Consider the following 18017-nt stretch of genomic DNA (forward strand, 5'->3'; position numbering starts at 1 on the left):
CGTCAATCCACCGTAGGAGGGAAGTCTCGATAACCAGCACCGGCGTCCTGAAACAGCCTCAGCGCCACGATGACGGCCACGGAGCACACGGCTAGGGCGATACCTACCCAAGCCAGCCTGCGCGCCCAGAGCACCTGTGTAGCCCCGGTTAGCCAGCCTTCAGAGCGATCCATGTCGCGGCCGGCCTGACGCGCCAGCACCAGAGCGACGGTAGCGGGGATGACTCCGCCCAGGGCGAAGCCCGTGACGGCACCAAGCACGCCAAGGCATAGCGCTGCGGCCGCTTTGGAATCGGGGGCGACGTCAGGGTCATCCGGATGCCGCATGATCCATAAACGACTGTGGGGTGTGGACAGTTATCTGTCCACACCCCAATCAGTTCGTTACGTGCTTAGCGGTACGACCCGAAATCGAAGTCGTCCAGCGGCACCGCGACACCACTTGCCGGGCCGAAACCGTAATCGGTCTCGCCGTAGGCAGTCATCGAGTACACCTTGGCCTTCGCCTCTTCGGTCGGCTCCACCCGGATGTTGCGGTACTTGGAGATACCGGTACCGGCCGGGATGAGCTTACCGATGATGACGTTCTCCTTGAGACCGATGAGCGAGTCACTGCGCGCGTTGATCGCCGCGTCCGTGAGCACCCGGGTCGTCTCCTGGAAGGAGGCGGCCGACAGCCACGATTCGGTAGCGAGCGACGCCTTGGTGATACCCATCAGCACCGGACGGCCAGCCGCAGGCTCGCCACCTTCGGCGACGATACGGCGGTTCTCGGCCTCGAAGTGCGCCCGGTCGACCAGGACACCTGGCAGGAACTCGGTCGCACCCGACTCGATGATCGTGACGCGCTTGAGCATCTGCCGGATGATGATCTCGATGTGCTTGTCGTGGATCATTACACCCTGCGAGCGGTAGACCTCCTGGACCTCATTGGTCAGGTGGACCTGAACCGCACGCGGGCCAAGCACCCGGAGCAGCTCGTGCGGGTCGATCGTGCCGACGGTCAGCCTCTGGCCCACCTCGACGTGATCACCATCGTGGACCTCCATCCGCACGCGGTTGGAGATCTTGTCGTGGACGATCTCATCGCTGCCGTCATCCGGAACGATGATGATCTTCTTCGACCGGTCGCCGACCTCGATGCGAATCCGTCCAGCCGTCTCCGCGATCGGCGCCTTGCCCTTAGGCACACGCGCCTCGAAGATTTCCTGGACACGCGGCAGACCCTGGGTGATGTCCTCACCCGCGACACCACCGGTGTGGAAGGTACGCATCGTCAGCTGTGTACCGGGCTCACCGATCGACTGGGCCGCGATGATACCGACGGCCTCACCCACATCGACGAGCTTGCCGGTCGGCAGCGAACGGCCGTAGCAAGCGGCACAGACACCGAGCTTGGACTCACAGGTGAGCACAGACCGCACCCGCACCGTCTCCACGCCAGCCTTGACCAGCTTGTCGACGACGATCGAGTTGAGGTCGGTGCCACGCGTGACGCCACCAGCGTCGTCGGCCAGGGTGCGCGCGTGCGCTCCCGTCTCGGCGTGCTCGTGAACGTGCAGCGTGCCCTCGGCGTCGCGCACCCCGATGGTCATCGGGATGGCACGGTCGGTGCCACAGTCTTCCTCGCGGATGATGACGTCCTGCGACACGTCCACCAGACGACGGGTCAGGTAACCCGAGTCGGCGGTACGCAGAGCGGTGTCAGCCAGACCCTTACGCGCACCGTGCGTGGAGATGAAGTACTCCAGCACGCTCAGGCCCTCACGGTACGAGGACTTGATCGGGCGCGGGATGATCTCACCCTTCGGGTTAGCCACCAGACCACGGATCGCGGCGATCTGACGCAGCTGCAGGAGGTTACCGCGGGCACCAGAGTGGATCATGCGCCATAGCGGGTTCTCTTGCGGCAGTGACGTTTCGAGTTCCTTGGCCACCTCGGTGGTCGCCTTGGTCCACAGGTCGATCAGCTCGCTGCGCCGTTCCTCCACGGTCATCAGACCGCGCTGGTACTGCTTGTCGATCCGGTCGGCTTCCTTCTCGTACCGCTCAAGAATCTGCCACTTGCGCGGCGGCGAGATGACGTCCTCCATACCGATGGTCACGCCCGACCAGGTGGCCCAGTGGAAACCGGCCTCCTTGAGCGCGTCCAGCGTGGCGGCGAGAGCGACCTTCGGGTAGCGCTCGGCGAGGTCGTTGACGATCGCCGAAAGCTGGCCCTTGCGGACCTCGTAGTTGATGTAGCGGTAGCCGACGGGCAGGGTCTCGTTGAACAGAACCCGGCCGAGCGTCGTCTCCAGCAGCACCGGCTCGCCGACCTGCCAGCCTTCCGGAGCTTCCCAGGCCGGACCCGTGCCGTTGTCCACTTCGGTCACGTCACGGAGCCTGATCTTCACCGGCGTCTGCAGGTGCAGTTCGTTGGCGTCGAAGGCCATCATCGCCTCGGCGTCGGAGCCGAAGATGCGTCCCTCACCCTTGAGCCCCTCGCGCAGGTGCGTGAGGTGGTATAGACCGATGATCATGTCCTGGGTAGGCATGGTCACGGGCTTACCGTCAGCGGGCTTAAGAATGTTGTTGCTGGACAGCATCAGGATGCGGGCCTCAGCCTGCGCCTCAGCCGACAGCGGCACGTGCACGGCCATCTGGTCACCGTCGAAGTCTGCGTTGAAGGCGGTGCAGACGAGCGGGTGAATCTGGATGGCCTTACCTTCGACCAGCTGGGGCTCGAAGGCCTGGATGCCCAGGCGGTGCAGCGTTGGCGCGCGGTTGAGCAGCACCGGGTGCTCGGTGATGACCTCTTCGAGGACATCCCAAACGACCGGACGCTGACGCTCGACCATTCGCTTGGCCGACTTGATGTTCTGCGCGTGGTTGAGGTCAACCAGGCGCTTCATCACGAACGGCTTGAACAGCTCCAGCGCCATCTGCTTGGGCAGACCACACTGGTGCAGCTTGAGCCGCGGGCCGACGACGATAACGGAACGGCCGGAGTAGTCAACGCGCTTGCCGAGCAGGTTCTGACGGAACCGGCCCTGCTTACCCTTCAGCATGTCGCTCAACGACTTCAGCGGCCGGTTACCCGGGCCGGTGACGGGACGTCCACGGCGGCCGTTGTCGAACAGCGCGTCGACGGCCTCCTGAAGCATCCGTTTCTCGTTGTTGACGATGATCTCGGGCGCGCCTAGGTCGATCAGCCTCTTGAGACGGTTGTTCCGGTTGATGACCCGGCGGTACAGGTCGTTCAGGTCGGAGGTGGCGAACCGGCCACCGTCGAGCTGAACCATCGGCCGCAGGTCCGGCGGGATAACCGGGACGCAGTCGAGCACCATGCCGAGCGGCGAGTTGCCGGTCGACAGGAACGCGGCCACGACCTTGAGGCGCTTGAGGGCACGCAGCTTGCGCTGACCCTTACCCGAGCGGATGGTCTCCCGCAGCGAGTCGGCCTCAGCCTCGAGGTCCATGTTGGCCAGCAGAGCCTTGATGGCCTCGGCACCCATGCCACCGGTGAAGTACTCACCGAAACGGTCCCGCAGCTCGCGGTAAAGCAGCTCGTCAGTAACCAGCTGCTTGGAGTCAAGCTTGCGGAACGTGTCGAGCACCTCGTCAAGCCGGTCGATCTCACGCTGCGCCTTGTCGCGGATCTGGCGCATTTCACGCTCGCCAGCTTCCTTGACCTTGCGCCGCACGTCGGCCTTGGCACCCTCGGTCTCGAGCTCAGCCAGGTCGGCTTCGAGCTTGACCGCGCGCTTCTCAACCTCAGCGTCACGGGCGTTCTCAGCCTGACGCTTCTCCGCGAAGATCTCGTTTTCGATCGTCGTCATGTCGCGGTGACGCGCTTCGGCGTCAACGCTCGTGACCACATAGGACGCGAAGTAGATGATCTTCTCTAGGTCCTTCGGCGCGAGGTCCAGCAGGTAACCCAGCCGGCTCGGCACTCCCTTGAAGTACCAGATGTGCGTGACAGCAGCGGCCAGCTCAATGTGGCCCATACGTTCGCGCCGCACCTTGGAGCGTGTGACCTCGACCCCACAACGCTCACACACGATGCCCTTGAAGCGGACGCGCTTGTACTTACCGCAGTAGCACTCCCAGTCCCGCTGAGGGCCGAAGATCTTCTCGCAGAAGAGTCCGTCCTTCTCGGGCTTCAGGGTTCGGTAGTTGATGGTTTCGGGCTTCTTAACCTCACCGTGCGACCAGCGGCGAATGTCCTCAGCGGCAGCGAGGCCGATCCGCAGCTCGTCGAAGTAGTTGACGTCAAGCACTTACTTACACCTCGTCCACAGAGAGAATGCCCTCGTTGGGCCGACGGGCTAGGTCAATGCCGAGCTCTTCCGCGGCACGGAACACCTCATCGTCGGTTTCGCGCATCTCCAGGGCCACACCGTCGCTGGACAGCACCTCAACGTTCAGGCACAGCGACTGGAGTTCCTTGAGAAGCACCTTGAACGACTCTGGGATGCCCGGTTCCGGAATGTTCTCGCCCTTGACGATCGCCTCGTAGACCTTGACCCGGCCCAGAACGTCGTCGGACTTGATGGTGAGCAGTTCCTGCAGTGCGTAAGCCGCACCGTAGGCCTGCATCGCCCAGCACTCCATTTCACCGAAGCGCTGACCACCGAACTGCGCCTTACCACCCAGCGGCTGCTGCGTGATCATCGAGTACGGCCCGGTCGAGCGAGCGTGGATCTTGTCGTCGACCAAGTGGTTCAGCTTGAGGATGTAGAGGTAGCCCACCGAGATCGGGTCTGGCAGCGGCTCGCCGGAACGACCGTCGAACAACTTGGCCTTACCCGACTCCCCGATCAGCTGCTGTCCGTCGCGGTTGGGCAGCGTGCTGGCGAGAAGACCGGCGATCTCGTCATCGTGCGCACCGTCGAAGACGGGAGTCGCCACATTCGTGTTCGGCTCCGCTTCGTGTGCACCGATCGACCGCAGTGCCTTCTTCCAGCTGGCGTCGTCACCATCGACGCTCCAGCCGGTCTTGGCGACCCAGCCGAGGTGCGTTTCGAGCACCTGGCCGATGTTCATACGGCCCGGCACACCCAGCGGGTTGAGCACGATGTCGACCGGCGTTCCGTCCTCAAGGAACGGCATGTCCTCGACCGGAAGGATCTTGGAGATGACACCCTTGTTTCCGTGACGGCCAGCGAGCTTGTCACCATCCTGGATCTTGCGCTTCTGCGCCACGTAGACCCGGACCAGCTCGTTGACACCCGGCGGCAACTCGTCGCCATCTTCACGCGAGAACGTGCGTACGCCAATGACCGTTCCGGTCTCGCCGTGCGGCACCTTCAGCGACGTGTCACGAACCTCGCGCGCCTTCTCACCGAAGATGGCACGCAGCAGACGCTCTTCCGGCGTCAGCTCGGTCTCACCCTTGGGCGTGACCTTGCCGACGAGGATGTCGCCCGGCACGACCTCAGCACCGATGCGGATGATGCCGCGCTCGTCGAGGTCGGCGAGCATTTCCTCGCTGACGTTCGGGATATCCCGGGTGATCTCTTCCGGCCCCAGCTTGGTGTCACGGGCGTCGACCTCGTGCTCCTCGATGTGAATCGAGGTGAGGACGTCTTCCTGCACCAGACGCTGCGACAAGATGATCGCGTCTTCGTAGTTGTGGCCTTCCCACGGCATGAATGCCACGAGCAGGTTGCGGCCGAGCGCCATTTCACCGTTGTCGGTGCAAGGACCGTCGGCGATGACCTGGCCAACCTCAACGCGAGCACCCTCGGCGACCACCGGCTTCTGGTTCACACACGAGCCCGAGTTGGACCGGCGGAACTTGTGCAGCAGGTAGGTGCGACGGTGGCCGTCGTCCTGGTGGACCGTGATGTAGTCAGCGCACAGGTCCTCAACGACACCGCTGGCCTCTGCGACCACGACGTCACCGGCGTCAGTGGCGGCACGGTACTCCATACCCGTACCCACCAAAGGAGCCTCCGCCTTGACCAGCGGAACGGCCTGACGCTGCATGTTGGCACCCATGAGCGCGCGGTTGGCGTCGTCGTGCTCGAGGAACGGAATCATGGCGGTAGCGACCGACACCATCTGGCGCGGCGACACGTCCATGTAGTCAACCTGTGCCGGCAGCACCTGGTCGACGTCTCCACCCTTACGGCGAACGAGCACCCGGTCTTCGGCGAACGAGCCGTCCTCGTTGAGAACCGCGTTGGCCTGAGCCTTGATGAAGCGGTCTTCCTCATCGGCGGTCAGGTAGTCGATCTGGTCGGTAACCCGGCCCTCAACCACCTTGCGGTACGGCGTCTCGACAAAGCCGAACGGGTTGACCCGCGCGAACGTCGACAGAGCACCGATCAGACCGATGTTCGGGCCTTCAGGCGTCTCGATCGGGCACATGCGGCCGTAGTGCGAGGAGTGAACGTCACGCACTTCGAAGCCAGCGCGGTCACGCGACAGACCACCCGGTCCGAGCGCCGACAGACGGCGACGGTGGGTCAGACCCGCGAGCGGGTTCGTCTGGTCCATGAACTGCGACAGCTGCGACGTACCGAAGAACTCCTTGATCGCAGCCACGACGGGCCGGATGTTGATCAGGGTCTGCGGCGTGATCGCCTCGACGTCCTGCGTGGTCATGCGCTCACGCACGACACGCTCCATACGAGACAGACCGACCCGAACCTGGTTCTGGATCAGTTCGCCGACCGTACGCAGACGGCGGTTACCGAAGTGGTCGATGTCATCGGCCTCGTAGCCCTCTTCGCCAGTGTGCAGCTTGCAGAGGTACTCGACCGTGGCGACGACGTCGTCCTCGGTAAGGGTGCCCGTGGTGATCGGCACCTGTACTTCGAGCTTCTTGTTGAACTTGTACCGGCCGACCTTGGCGACGTCGTACCTCTTCGGGTTGAAGAAGAGGTTGTCGAGCAAGGTCTGGGCGTTCTCACGCGTCGGCGGCTCGCCAGGGCGGAGCTTGCGGTAGATATCTAGCAGCGCCTCGTCTTGGCCAGCGATGTGGTCCTTTTCGAGGGTCACCATCATCAGCTCGGACCAGCCGAAACGCTCGCGGATCTGGTCGGCGGACCAGCCGATCGCCTTGAGGATGACCGTGACGGCCTGACGGCGCTTACGGTCGATCCGGACGCCGACGGTGTCACGCTTGTCGATGTCAAACTCAAGCCACGCGCCGCGGCTCGGGATGACCTTGACACTGGTGAGGTCGCGGTCGGAGGTCTTGTCCGGCTCCTTGGTGAAGTAGACCCCAGGGGAACGGACAAGCTGGCTGACGACGATACGCTCGGTGCCGTTGATGATGAACGTGCCTTTAGGCGTCATCATCGGGAAGTCACCCATGAACACCGTCTGGCTCTTGATCTCGCCAGTCGAGTTGTTGGTGAACTCCGCGGTCACGAAGAGCGGCGCGCAGTAAGTGAGATCCTTCTCCTTGCATTCCTCGATCGAGGCCTTGACCTCGTCGAAGCGCGGGTCGGAGAAGCTAAGGGACATAGTCCCGGAGAAGTCCTCAATTGGGCTGATCTCTTCGAGGATCTCGGCGAGGCCGGAGCGGGCGTGTGAAACACCCTCGTTCCGGTGCTGCCAAGACTCGTTGCCGACAAGCCAATCGAAGGACTCTGTCTGGATGGCGAGAAGATTGGGAACTTCGAGGTGTTCGGTAATCCGGCCGAATGAAATTCGGCGTGGTGCGAACGCGCTCGATGAGCGACTGGTCTTCGCAGGGCGGGAGGCTGCCAAGATACGTCCTTCCGAGGACCGGTGGTACAACGGCCGTTTCGCGAGCACTCCAGTCGACCCTTAACCAAGATCCAGTCACGGATACATGGGCAGGGTTAGACAGAAGGGCAGCGCAAACTAGCAGTGTAGCCGAAAGTCGGACCGCTATCAACTCGACACGGCATGCTTTCGCGAAGCTGCGAAAAACACCCGCGGAAGGACCGCAGTCACGCACCTACAAAGTTACTGAGAAAAGCGTGCCTGGTGAGGGCTGTTCAGTCAAGTCCTTCTAGGACAAAGAGCGGGCATCCGACTCGGATACCCGCTCTTTGCGCAGCCAAACCCAGGTAATCACTTGAGGGTGATGCCCTTAAGCGGCCCTGCGCGCCTTCGCGTGGCGAAGGCGCAAGGAACTACTTGAGGGTGACCTTGGCGCCTTCGCCTTCGAGCTTGGCCTTGGCCTTCTCGGCGGCTTCCTTGTTGGCCTTCTCCAGAACAGCCTTCGGAGCGGCCTCAACGAGGTCCTTGGCTTCCTTCAGGCCCAGGCCGGTCAGCTCACGCACGACCTTGATGACCTGGATCTTCTTGCCACCGTCACCCTCGAGGATGACGTCGAACTCGTCCTGCTCGACAACCTCGGCGGCAGCGGCACCAGCCGGGCCGGCGGCGGCAACGGCGACCGGAGCGGCAGCCTTAACGTCGAACGTGGTCTCGAACTCCTTCACGAACTCGGAGAGCTCGATCAGGGTCATCTCCTTGAAGGCGTCAAGGAGCTCAGTGGTGCTCAGCTTCGCCATATCAGGCGTCCTTTCTCAGTTACAAAAATTCTTAGGTGCGCCTGAATCAGGCAGATTCCTGTCCACGCTTGTCCTCCAGAGCGGCGACCGTGCGAACGGCCTGGGCCAGCGGCGCTTGGAACAGCGCAGCGGCCTTGCTCAGGTTGGCCTTCATGGCGCCGGCCAGCTTGGCCAGCAGCACCTCACGGGACTCAAGGTCGGCGAGCTTCGAAACCTCGGCCGCGGAAAGCGGCTTGCCCTCGAAGACACCACCCTTGATGACAAGCTGCGGGTTGGCCTTCGCGAAGTCGCGCAGACCCTTGGCAGCTTCCACAACGTCACCGGAGACGAAGGTGAGCGCGGTAGGACCGGTGAACAGATCGTCAAGACCAGCCAGGCCAGCGTTAGCCGCGGCACGCTTCGCGAGCGTGTTCTTGGCAACCGTGTAGCTCGCACCGCCCATCGAACGGCGCAGCTCGGTGAGCTGCTTCACGGTCAGCCCGCGGTACTCGGTGAGCACCGTCGCGCTCGAGTTCTGAAAGTTCTCGGTCAGCTCGGCGACCGCGTTGGCCTTGTCGGTACGGATCTTGTCCGCCATGTCCCCTCCTCTCTCATTGCTCCTTGCCGGTCGGGGTATCGAGGGCCCGGCAAAACAAAACGCCCCGGCGCAGGGCGCACGGGGCTTTACGCGGCGAGGAGCCGCTCAGCGATCCGTTCTTCCCTGCGCGGGCCGCCCGCTTTGCGGGGCCTTCGACTGTGTCAGACACAGTGACCAGCGGTCTTTGGGTGGAACTCGACAGACTGTACACGGCCCTCTTGTCAATCCCCAAATGGGGGCTGCTGCGACGCGGTAGCGCCGACCTGGATCGCCTACGGCGGCGGATTCTTCCTGTGGAGCAGCCGTGCTTGAGATCACGGTCGACCCGGGGTCGCATGTTCCGCCCTATGAGCAACTCCGCCAGCAGTTCGCAGACCTGATCGCCGGAGGCACGCTCGGCGCCGGTCAGCGGCTGCCCCCCCGATCCGGCAACTGGCCGGCGACCTCGGGCTCGCCCCGGGCACGGTCGCCCGCCCCTTATAAAGAACTTGAGACCGCCGGGCTCGTCCTAACGCGACGGGCCGCCGGCACTGTCGTGGCACCTGTGCGTCCACACACGACAGACGGTCGCGTTGAAACCGTTGTGCGGCAATACATTCAGGCCGTCAAGCGACTCGGGCTGAGCGCGACGCAAGCGGCCGAGGCGGTAAAACAGAACTGGGACGCGGCCTAAGTGGCTGCGTCCCAGTTTCTGTTTACGACCGTGATTACTCCGTGGCTTCGCCGCGGAAGTTCTTGATGATGTTCGGGTCGACCGGGATGCCCGGGCCCATCGTCGTGGTGACGAAGACCTTCTTCAGGTACTTGCCCTTGGCCGCTGCGGGCTTGGAGCGGAGCACCTCGTCGAGCACGGCCGCGTAGTTGTCGACCAGCTGGTCGGCGGTGAACGAGGCCTTGCCGATGATCAGGTGAAGGTTCGAGTGCTTGTCCACCCGGAAGGTGATCTTTCCACCCTTGATGTCGCCGACAGCCTTGGTGATGTCCTGCGTCACCGTGCCGGTCTTCGGGTTCGGCATCAGGCCGCGCGGGCCCAGGATCCGCGCGATCCGGCCGATCTTGGCCATCTGGTCCGGCGTGGCGATCGCCGCGTCGAACTCCAGCCAGCCGCCCTGAATCCGGGCGACGAGCTCGTCAGTGCCCACCGCGTCAGCGCCGGCGGCTTCCGCCTCGGCAGCCTTCTCACCCGCGGCGAAGACGATGACGCGGGCGGTCTTACCGGTGCCGTGAGGCAGGTTGACCGTGCCGCGGACCATCTGGTCAGCCTTACGCGGGTCGACACCGAGGCGCATAGCGACCTCAACCGTGGCGTCGAACTTCGTGGTGGTCGTTTCCTTGGCGAGCTTGATGGCTTCCACCGGGCCGTAAAGACTGTCCCGGTCAACCAGAGCGGCGCTCTTCTTGTAGTTCTTGCCGTGCTGCATGTTCTCAAAATCTCCTGTGGTTAAAGGCGGACCGCGTTGGGCCCTCCCACGTCGTTAATTAGTCGCGGACGGTGATGCCCATGGAGCGGGCGGTTCCAGCGATGATGCGCTCGGCCATGTCGAGGTCGTTGGCGTTGAGGTCAGACATCTTCGCCTTGGCGATCTCACGCACCTGCTCGCGGCTCACGGAGCCGACCTTCTCCTTGTGCGGGACGCCCGATCCCTTAGGCACACCGGCTGCCTTGATCAGGAGCCGCGCCGCCGGAGGCGTCTTCAGGATGAAGGTGAACGTCCGGTCTTCGTACACAGAGATCTGTGCCGGGACGATGTCACCACGCTGAGACTCGGTCTGGGCGTTGTAGGCCTTGCAGAATTCCATGATGTTCACGCCGTGCTGACCCAGCGCGGGACCAACCGGCGGAGCCGGGGTCGCCTGGCCAGCCTTCAACTGCAGCGTGAAGGTCTTGACGAGTTTCTTCTTTGGAGGCATGTCTACTTCCTGGGCTGGTGAATTACTTCCAAGAGCCGCCGATGGGCACGGTCAACCCACTGCGGACGTACAAGAGTAACGTATGCGAATTAGATCTTGGAAACCTGATTGAAGTTCAGCTCCACCGGGGTGTCCCGGCCGAAGATCGAGACCAGCACCTTCAGCTTCTGCTGATCGATGTTGATCTCACTGATCGTGGCGCGCAGGGACGCGAACGCACCGTCGGTGACGGTGACCGAGTCGCCGACCTCAAGGTCAACCACACGCACTTCAGGCTTGGCCTTCTTCGCACCGGCCGCTTGCTCAACGGACGGGAGCAGCCACTTGAGGACCTCGTCGAGGCTCAGCGGCGCCGGGCGGTCAGCACGGTCGGTCGAACCGACGAACCCGGTGACCCCCGGGGTGTTACGCACACAGGAATAGGACTCCGGCGTCAGGTCCATCCGCACCAGCAGGTAACCGGGGAAGACCTTGTTCTGCACCGTCGAGCGCTTGCCGTTCTTGACCTCGATCTCTTCCCGGGTCGGCACTTCGACCTGGAAGATGAACTCTTCCATGTCGAGGCTCGTGATACGGGTCTCGAGGTTGGCCTTGACCTTGTTCTCATAACCGGCGTATGAGTGCACGACATACCAGTCGCCAGGCGCGAAACGCAGCTTCTGGCGCAGTTCAGCCGCAGGGTCGAAATCCTCTTCCGCGTGCCCCTCGGCAACGACGACGGCTGATCCTCCCGCGTCGTCGATGTCCACGGTCTCAGACGTCTCGTCGTAGTCGGACACGCTCACTGTCTCACTTCCACATGATGCGGCTGCGACGAACCGCAGCCGCGGCTATCATTCCGCCGTCGTTTGGTTACCGAAGACGAAAAGGACACCTTTAGCGTAGAGGAAGTCCAGGGTGCCCACGATCGCCAGCATCACCACGACGAACACCACCACGACGGCGGTATAGGTCAGCAGCTCTTTGCGGGTCGGCCAGATGACCTTGCGCAGCTCGGAGATGATCTCGCGGATGAACCGGCCAAACTTGCCAAACGGGCCACCGCCTCCGGAACGCTCAGTCTTCTCCGACTTGCGTGACTTGACCGCCGTGCCGCCACCGCTCTTGCTGGACGACGTGTCGTCGTCGTCCTCAAGCTCGGCATCGTCGTCGATGGCGTCGTCGAACACGTCATCGAGACCGTGATCAGCGGCATCCTCATCGCCGCGCCGGTTCTTGTCGGCCACGTCGCCCTACTTCCATCTCGCGGGGTGGTATGGGGCCAATCCTGGCACAGAAGCCCGGAGATGGACACCCTTGGCTACATCCGGCAACGGATGATGAGCCACGTCATAAACGCAGCAGGGGCGACAGGACTCGAACCTGCAACCTGCGGTTTTGGAGACCGCTGCGCTGCCAATTGCGCCACACCCCTATGTGGGGTCCTTTGCAGGACCCCACGGCGAGCCAGTGTACGGGTTGACTCAGGGGCGGGCCAACCTGGTACCCACTAAATGTTTTTGATCTTGGCTTTGGCTTGGGCCAGAATCTTCTCGCCGTTGCAGGTCGCGGTGATGTCGACGGTGGCGAAGCCGTCCTCAGCTGACTTCACGAGCCCGGTGAAAACCAGCGAAGCGCCTTCGTCGTCATCGGGCACGAGCACCGGACGGGTGAACCGGACCCCGAAATCGAGCACCTTGTCGCCACCGCCAGCCCAAGCGGCGACGGCCTGGCCCGCGAGCGCCATCGTGAACATGCCGTGTGCGATGACTCCGGGCAGCCCTACGCTGAGCGCGAATCGCTCGTTCCAGTGAATCGGGTTGAAGTCGCCCGACGCCCCGGCATAGCGCACGAGGTCAGCACGTGTGATCCGGAAGACCTGCTCCGGAAGAACCTCGCCAACAGAAAGCGTCATTCGCCCCTCACCACCGTCTTGTGCCAAACCGTGACTACCGGCTCGCCGGCGCTTGTCTGGACTTCCTGCCGCGTTGTCAGGAAGTCGTGCCCACCGCGGCTCAGAATCTCCTCGATGGTCGCGATAATGACCAGCTCGTCCCCCGCCACAACCAGGCGCGTATAGGCGAACCGCTGATCGCCGTGGACCACGCGCCCGTAGTCGATGCCCAGCTCGGGGTCGCCCACGATCGGCTTGAGCGCCGGCAGCGTGATCGCGATCGGGAAGGTGACCGGCGCGACGAGATCGGGGTAACCCGCCGCTTTGGCAGCTTCGAGGTCGAAGTGCACCGGATCGGTGGCCCCGATCGCGAGAGCGAATTCCCTGACCTTTTCCCGCCCGACCTGATAGGGGGCGGTGGGCGGATATACCCGCCCGCGGAACGACTGATCCAACGGCATGACAAAGAACTTAAGCCAAGAAGGGGTACCCCATCAGAGGTACCCCTTCTTGAAAAAGTCTGACGACGCTTAGCGCGTCTCGCGGTGAGCCGTGTGTTTGCCGCACTTCGGGCAGAACTTCTTCAACTCAATGCGATCCGGGTCGTTACGCCGGTTCTTCTTGGTGATGTAGTTCCGCTCCTTGCAGTCCACACACGCCATGGTGATCTTTGGACGTACATCAGTCGCCTTGGCCACAGGACTGCCCTTCTATCCTTCGCGAAATAAACCCGGCGCACCAGGCTAGCCCAGTAACGCATGCGCGGCCACTCGCTGTGACCTACGTAGCGATGGCCGGACTTGAACCGGCGACACAACGATTATGAGTCGTTTGCTCTGCCAACTGAGCTACACCGCCGTTGGGTGGACTCGCGTCCACGAACCGAGCCCCCTTACGGAATCGAACCGTAGACCTTCTCCTTACCATGGAGACGCTCTGCCGACTGAGCTAAGGGGGCGATGTGCCTCGGTAAGAGTACACAACATCGCCACGGACCGGAAATCGGGTTACCCGTGTCTCAGCCGACGGCGCGCAGCTTGCGAACTTCGCCGCCGGGAGTGGGTTCGGCGTCAGTCTGCGCACCTAGCCAGGCTTCAAGTCGCTCGTAGGGAAGCGGCCGGCTGAACAGGAAGCCCTGCCCGATGTCGCAGCCGATCTCGTCGAGCAACTCAAGCGTGAGTTCGCTTTCCACACCCTCGGCGACGACGGCGAGTCCAAAGTGCCGCGAGATGTCCACCACAGCCCGCACGATCGCGAGATCGCCCGCGTCGGTGGCCATGCCCTGCACAAACGATCTGTCCACTTTGACCTCGTGGACAGGAAGCCTGCGCAGGTAAGAAAGACTGGAATAGCCCGTGCCGAAGTCGTCGACGGACAACCGGACGCCCAGGTCATAGAGGTGGCGCAGGGTCGGAAGATGCCGGTCGATCCCGTCGACCACGCCGTCTTCAGTGATCTCCAGCGTGAGCCGGTCAGGCGACACGCCGTGCTCCCGCAGGAGTTCGTCAACCAGACGCGGGAATTCAACGTCATGCAGCGTGCGGGGCGAGAGATTGACTGCCACCGATAGTGGTCGGCCAGCGTCAACCCACTGACGTGCCCGCTGAAGTCCTTCGCGCAGAACGGTTTCGGTCAACCGCCCTAGCTGGCCCGTGTGCTCGGCGACGGCGACGAAGTCCTCGGGGCTCACCGCGCCATGCGTCGGATGATCCCAGCGCGCCAGGCACTCCACGCCCACGAGACGCCTGTCCCGCAGGCTCACCTTGGGCTGGAAGTAGACCTCGAGATCACCGGTATCAAGCGCCCGGCGCAGGTCCCCAGCAAGGCCAAGACGCCGGACACTGCGAGATTCAAGAGCAGGATCAAATAGTTGTACTCCCGAAGCCGCCGACTTAGCCGCATGAGTGGCCACATCTGCCCGCTGGATCAACATCGCCGGATCCGACCCGTGATCGGGGTAGATCGCGATGCCGACCACCGCGTCGACGTCGAGCGTCAGCGTGCCGATCGTTAGCGGATCCTGAAGCTGCGTCCGAAGTTTCGTGGCGAGCTGCAACGCCGCCTCACCACTGCTGGCCCGGATCGTGACCACGAACTCGTCCCCGCTCACCCGGCCCACGAGTGCCGCGGCCGGGGCGGTCGCCCGCAGCCTGCTCGCCACCTCGGTGACGAGCTTGTCCCCCGCCGCGTGACCCAGTGAGTCATTGACGTCTCTGAGCCCGTCGATGTCGAACATGAGGATCGCCACGACTTCGCCATGCGTGCGCACACGGACCGCTTCTTCGAGCGCTTGGATCATCCGCCTGCGGTTCGGCAGCCCCGTGAGCTGATCGTGGTACGCGTCGAAGCGCAGCCTGTCCACAAGCCGGTTGTTTTCCACAGCCACCGCCGCGTGTGCCGCCACCGCTTCCAGGAGGCGCACGTCAGCTTCACCAAAGTTCGACAGGTCGCCCAGCTTGCCCGCGACCTCAAGCGTCCCGATCACGGCAGATCCCGCACGCAGCGGCACGACGATCGCGTCCTTGAGCCCCGAGTCCCGCAGCTCTCCCCGCAGAATCTCGTCGCCGAGCTGCGGACCGACAGCGACCGTATCGCCCGTGTCGAAGGCGCGTTTCCGAATCGATTCAGGCGCCGCCGACGTGTCGACCAGGCCTTTGTCATCGGTCCGGGCGCTGAGCATGACCTCGGAATGGCGTCCTTGGGCCGGTAGCCACAACGTGGCGTATTCGGCCTGCAGCAGCTGCCTCACCCGCCCAAGCAGCGTGTCCGGAAGCGTCCCGTCATGCGGCGTGTCGGAAATGGCCTTGGTAAGGCTGTAAATCTCGGCGATGGTCCGGTGCTGGCGCAGTGATTGCGCATAGTTGCGGTACGCCATGATCGAGAAGAAGAGGAGGGCAGCCAGAACCGTGACCGCCCAGAGGCTCGTTTGCAGAGCCAGCAGCACCGCGAGCGCCACCGAGGTGTTAACGGCCGCCATGAGGATGGTCGGGAATCCAATCGCGACCAGCTGAGCCTGCGGAATCTGGCCCTGCACCAGCGTGACCACGCCAATGACACCCGCGAGCGAAATCACCGTGGTGGTTAGCACCGCGGAGGCAAGCAACAGCCAGGTGCTCGGCTTCGAGATGTCTTGTGGGGTCAGCCCACCGGGCGGTCCAAAAACGACCATCACCAGACTTGCGGCAGCCGTGCTAAGCGCGACTAGGGCGAGGCTGAATGCGGTCTTTACCGGCTGCGATTTCCGTAGCACCAAACTGATAAGCAGAGCTAGCACGCGCGCGGTAATGAGACTTAGCGGCTCGAGATAAACCAGACCGAGTAAAAGCGGAATTTCCACGAGGTTCTGCGCGAATGTTTGGCGGCGAACCTCGAAGCTCAATGGCGTTACATCGGCCATCACGAATAACAGGAAGAAGAGTCCTGTGAGCGGCCAGCTGCTCCATGGATGGTCGCTTTGCAGACCGAGCATCGCGGCAACAGCAAGCGCGAGACAGGCAACTGGACCGGTAACGAGCCAGGCCAATTCGGGCGAGCGGGCGGATCTTTTGACCGCGGCCACTCAGCACCTACTTCCGCACGACAGTCATGTCAAACGGGCCTACTGCCAGATGATGTCGTGGTTCTCCAGGAGGTGGACCTCATCTGCCGGCGCAGTGCTCTCAGCGACAGCGGCTTCTGGCAGGTTCTGCCAGATCACGTCGCCGGCGTGCGCGGCTTCGGCACCAGCTAAGGAAGCCGTGGCAGCGGAGGCGATTAAGGCACCGCGAAGGAGCCAGCGGCGAAGGTTATTCGGTCGCATAGTTAACTCCCGCGGGAAAAGATCATGACATCGGATAAGCGTGCTTAGGAGATCGTGCCACAAGGGCCGGCGGATTCGGAAGTCCGAGCGGCGTGGCAAGCCAGCAACTTGCGGAAGTATAGCCGTTCGGTGGTGTTTTGTCGGCTCTAAGTCAGAACTTTGTACTAACCGAAACCACCCAAAACTCTAGCGTGGTTCACCCGCTATTCCTCATCGGCGGGCGACCAGCCATCTTGCCGCAGGCGTATGGCGCCACGGTCCGCCGGGGGCAGCGTTTAGGAACTGCTCCCGAACGACTCGCATAAACGCCTCGCCTCGGGCGTTGGCCAGCGCACGCAGCGGACCGCCATGCGCCATCGCATCCCAGAACTCAGCCGCGCTCTCGTGCTCCATCGGAAAGGCCACTCGCTCGTCTTTCTCGATCACGGCACCCACCGCTGTGGCAAGCCGTTGTTCCCAGCTGATGTCGGCTGGTGGACGGCGATCCGCCAAAACGTTGTACAGCAACGCGAACGGACCCTCCACTTCGGACTGTCCGGGCCAGAAGACCACCGAGAGCAGGCCGCCTTTGCGCACCGCGGCAGTCCAGCTCGCGATGGCCGCTTCAGGGTCGGGCAGCTGCTGCAGGCCAAAAACACAGACAACGGCGGCACACGACTCGGGAGCCAACGTCGTAGCGTCGCCTTCTATGACGCTTACGCGCCCCATTCCGGCGGCGCGCTGACGGGCGAGGGCGACCATGCCCGCTGACAGATCTATGCCGACTATTTCGCGCTGGGGATCGATCTTCCGCAACTCCGTCAGCTCCGGAAACGTTCCGCAACAAGGCACCACGATCGGACCGTCCGGCAGCGGCTGGGAGATTAACGCTGACGCGGCCGCCTTGACCCACGGCGCGAACCGCGGCACGAAGTAGCTTTCGTAACCGTCAGCGGCTTCATCCCATGCCTGTGCCAGCGGAGACCCGTTCATCGCTGCTGATCGTAAAACTTCCCGTGTTTGCCGGAGCGCCCCACGGGTACGCCAGCCCGGTGAAGTCTGTATCGAATAAGAAGCAGTGGTGGCCCCTCAACCGCGAGCCGAGCGAAGCTGACACCAGCCCGTCGCTTGCCGACAGGTACGCCGCCACGGGACTGCCCAGACATTTACTCAACCGGCTGCAACAGCAGATCAACCACATCGGAACAAGAAGCAGCCCCCAGCCGCATTAGCGGAACTGAGGGCTATTTCTGCACGTGGTGGCGGCTAGTGGGTTCGAACCACTGTAGCTTTCGCGACGGTTTTACAGACCGTTCCCATTGACCGCTCGGGCAAGCCGCCTTGTTTGGTGCCCCGCAAGAATAGCGGTATCCCTCCCGGTTCGTGCAACCGGGTT

General features: G+C 63.1%; 16 protein-coding genes and 4 tRNA genes. 1 reads left to right on the forward strand and 19 read right to left on the reverse strand.

The window, feature by feature from the left end:
• Positions 1–2: 2 nt before the first annotated feature.
• The 5 genes from A3E1_RS0109300 to rplJ all read right to left on the reverse strand — a co-directional run bounded on the left by A3E1_RS0109300 (position 3) and on the right by rplJ (position 9059).
• Positions 3–326: a hypothetical protein gene (locus A3E1_RS0109300; protein WP_020520488.1), complete on the reverse strand. Its 324-nt coding sequence runs from the start codon at positions 324–326 to the stop codon at positions 3–5.
• A 65-nt stretch (positions 327–391) separates the two neighbouring features.
• Positions 392–4261 (reverse strand): DNA-directed RNA polymerase subunit beta', encoded by a 3870-nt coding sequence (locus A3E1_RS0109305; RefSeq protein ID WP_020520489.1) that lies wholly within the window; start codon positions 4259–4261, stop codon positions 392–394.
• A gap of 4 nt (positions 4262–4265) precedes the next feature.
• A complete protein-coding gene (gene rpoB, locus A3E1_RS0109310) occupies positions 4266–7706 on the reverse strand; it encodes a DNA-directed RNA polymerase subunit beta (protein WP_020520490.1) in 3441 nt (1146 codons plus the stop codon).
• Between the two features lie 392 nt (positions 7707–8098).
• Positions 8099–8482, reverse strand: coding sequence for a 50S ribosomal protein L7/L12 (gene rplL / locus A3E1_RS0109315; RefSeq protein WP_020520491.1), 384 nt, complete (start codon positions 8480–8482; stop codon positions 8099–8101).
• 46 nt (positions 8483–8528) lie between these two features.
• Positions 8529–9059, reverse strand: a complete 531-nt coding sequence (gene rplJ, locus A3E1_RS0109320) for a 50S ribosomal protein L10 (RefSeq protein WP_020520492.1) — start codon at positions 9057–9059, stop codon at positions 8529–8531.
• 304 nt (positions 9060–9363) lie between these two features.
• Here rplJ and A3E1_RS39590 point away from each other — a divergent pair, with 304 nt between their 5' ends.
• Positions 9364–9732, forward strand: coding sequence for a GntR family transcriptional regulator (locus tag A3E1_RS39590; RefSeq protein ID WP_407637347.1), 369 nt, complete (start codon positions 9364–9366; stop codon positions 9730–9732).
• A gap of 34 nt (positions 9733–9766) precedes the next feature.
• On the opposite strand, the gene rplA is transcribed toward A3E1_RS39590, so the two are convergent.
• The 14 genes from rplA to A3E1_RS0109395 form a co-directional block, all read right to left on the reverse strand.
• On the reverse strand, positions 9767–10480 hold the full coding sequence (rplA, locus tag A3E1_RS0109330; RefSeq protein ID WP_020520493.1) for a 50S ribosomal protein L1: 714 nt from the start codon (positions 10478–10480) through the stop codon (positions 9767–9769).
• A gap of 58 nt (positions 10481–10538) precedes the next feature.
• Complete coding sequence (rplK, locus tag A3E1_RS0109335) at positions 10539–10970, reverse strand: 50S ribosomal protein L11 (protein WP_020520494.1); 432 nt, start codon at positions 10968–10970, stop codon at positions 10539–10541.
• Positions 10971–11059: 89 nt separating this feature from the next.
• Positions 11060–11719: a transcription termination/antitermination protein NusG gene (gene nusG / locus A3E1_RS0109340; protein ID WP_322786256.1), complete on the reverse strand. Its 660-nt coding sequence runs from the start codon at positions 11717–11719 to the stop codon at positions 11060–11062.
• An 84-nt stretch (positions 11720–11803) separates the two neighbouring features.
• Complete coding sequence (secE, locus tag A3E1_RS0109345) at positions 11804–12196, reverse strand: preprotein translocase subunit SecE (RefSeq protein ID WP_020520496.1); 393 nt, start codon at positions 12194–12196, stop codon at positions 11804–11806.
• A 115-nt stretch (positions 12197–12311) separates the two neighbouring features.
• Positions 12312–12384, reverse strand: a tRNA-Trp gene (locus A3E1_RS0109350).
• 75 nt (positions 12385–12459) lie between these two features.
• On the reverse strand, positions 12460–12864 hold the full coding sequence (locus A3E1_RS0109355) for a MaoC family dehydratase (RefSeq protein ID WP_020520497.1): 405 nt from the start codon (positions 12862–12864) through the stop codon (positions 12460–12462).
• The gene (locus A3E1_RS0109360) at positions 12861–13304 is read right to left on the reverse strand and encodes a MaoC family dehydratase N-terminal domain-containing protein (protein WP_020520498.1); all 444 of its coding nucleotides are present in this window, start codon (positions 13302–13304) and stop codon (positions 12861–12863) included. The genes A3E1_RS0109355 and A3E1_RS0109360 overlap by 4 nt, the downstream gene beginning before the upstream one ends.
• Positions 13305–13373: 69 nt before the next feature.
• Complete coding sequence (gene rpmG / locus A3E1_RS0109365; protein ID WP_020520499.1) at positions 13374–13541, reverse strand: 50S ribosomal protein L33; 168 nt, start codon at positions 13539–13541, stop codon at positions 13374–13376.
• Positions 13542–13628: 87 nt separating this feature from the next.
• A tRNA-Met gene (locus A3E1_RS0109370) sits at positions 13629–13701 on the reverse strand.
• A gap of 27 nt (positions 13702–13728) precedes the next feature.
• Positions 13729–13801 (reverse strand) — tRNA-Thr (locus tag A3E1_RS0109375).
• Positions 13802–13861: 60 nt separating this feature from the next.
• The gene (locus tag A3E1_RS0109380; RefSeq protein WP_020520500.1) at positions 13862–16402 is read right to left on the reverse strand and encodes a putative bifunctional diguanylate cyclase/phosphodiesterase; all 2541 of its coding nucleotides are present in this window, start codon (positions 16400–16402) and stop codon (positions 13862–13864) included.
• Positions 16403–16441: 39 nt separating this feature from the next.
• Positions 16442–16642, reverse strand: coding sequence for a hypothetical protein (locus A3E1_RS0109385; RefSeq protein ID WP_020520501.1), 201 nt, complete (start codon positions 16640–16642; stop codon positions 16442–16444).
• A gap of 210 nt (positions 16643–16852) precedes the next feature.
• The gene (locus A3E1_RS0109390; protein WP_020520502.1) at positions 16853–17614 is read right to left on the reverse strand and encodes a class I SAM-dependent methyltransferase; all 762 of its coding nucleotides are present in this window, start codon (positions 17612–17614) and stop codon (positions 16853–16855) included.
• Positions 17615–17878: 264 nt separating this feature from the next.
• Positions 17879–17962, reverse strand: a tRNA-Tyr gene (locus A3E1_RS0109395).
• Positions 17963–18017: the final 55 nt, after the last annotated feature.

Source organism: Catelliglobosispora koreensis DSM 44566 (assembly GCF_000379685.1).
Lineage (GTDB): Bacteria > Actinomycetota > Actinomycetes > Mycobacteriales > Micromonosporaceae > Catelliglobosispora > Catelliglobosispora koreensis.

Coding starts and splice junctions, on each gene's coding strand:
- A3E1_RS0109300 (WP_020520488.1), bottom strand. CDS start 326: ATGCGGCATCCGGATGACCCTGACGTCGCCCCCGATTCCAAAGCGGCC.
- rplL (WP_020520491.1), bottom strand. CDS start 8,482: ATGGCGAAGCTGAGCACCACTGAGCTCCTTGACGCCTTCAAGGAGATG.
- rplJ (WP_020520492.1), bottom strand. CDS start 9,059: ATGGCGGACAAGATCCGTACCGACAAGGCCAACGCGGTCGCCGAGCTG.
- rplA (WP_020520493.1), bottom strand. CDS start 10,480: ATGCAGCACGGCAAGAACTACAAGAAGAGCGCCGCTCTGGTTGACCGG.
- rplK (WP_020520494.1), bottom strand. CDS start 10,970: ATGCCTCCAAAGAAGAAACTCGTCAAGACCTTCACGCTGCAGTTGAAG.
- A3E1_RS0109355 (WP_020520497.1), bottom strand. CDS start 12,864: ATGACGCTTTCTGTTGGCGAGGTTCTTCCGGAGCAGGTCTTCCGGATC.
- A3E1_RS0109360 (WP_020520498.1), bottom strand. CDS start 13,304: ATGCCGTTGGATCAGTCGTTCCGCGGGCGGGTATATCCGCCCACCGCC.
- A3E1_RS0109385 (WP_020520501.1), bottom strand. CDS start 16,642: ATGCGACCGAATAACCTTCGCCGCTGGCTCCTTCGCGGTGCCTTAATC.
- A3E1_RS0109390 (WP_020520502.1), bottom strand. CDS start 17,614: ATGAACGGGTCTCCGCTGGCACAGGCATGGGATGAAGCCGCTGACGGT.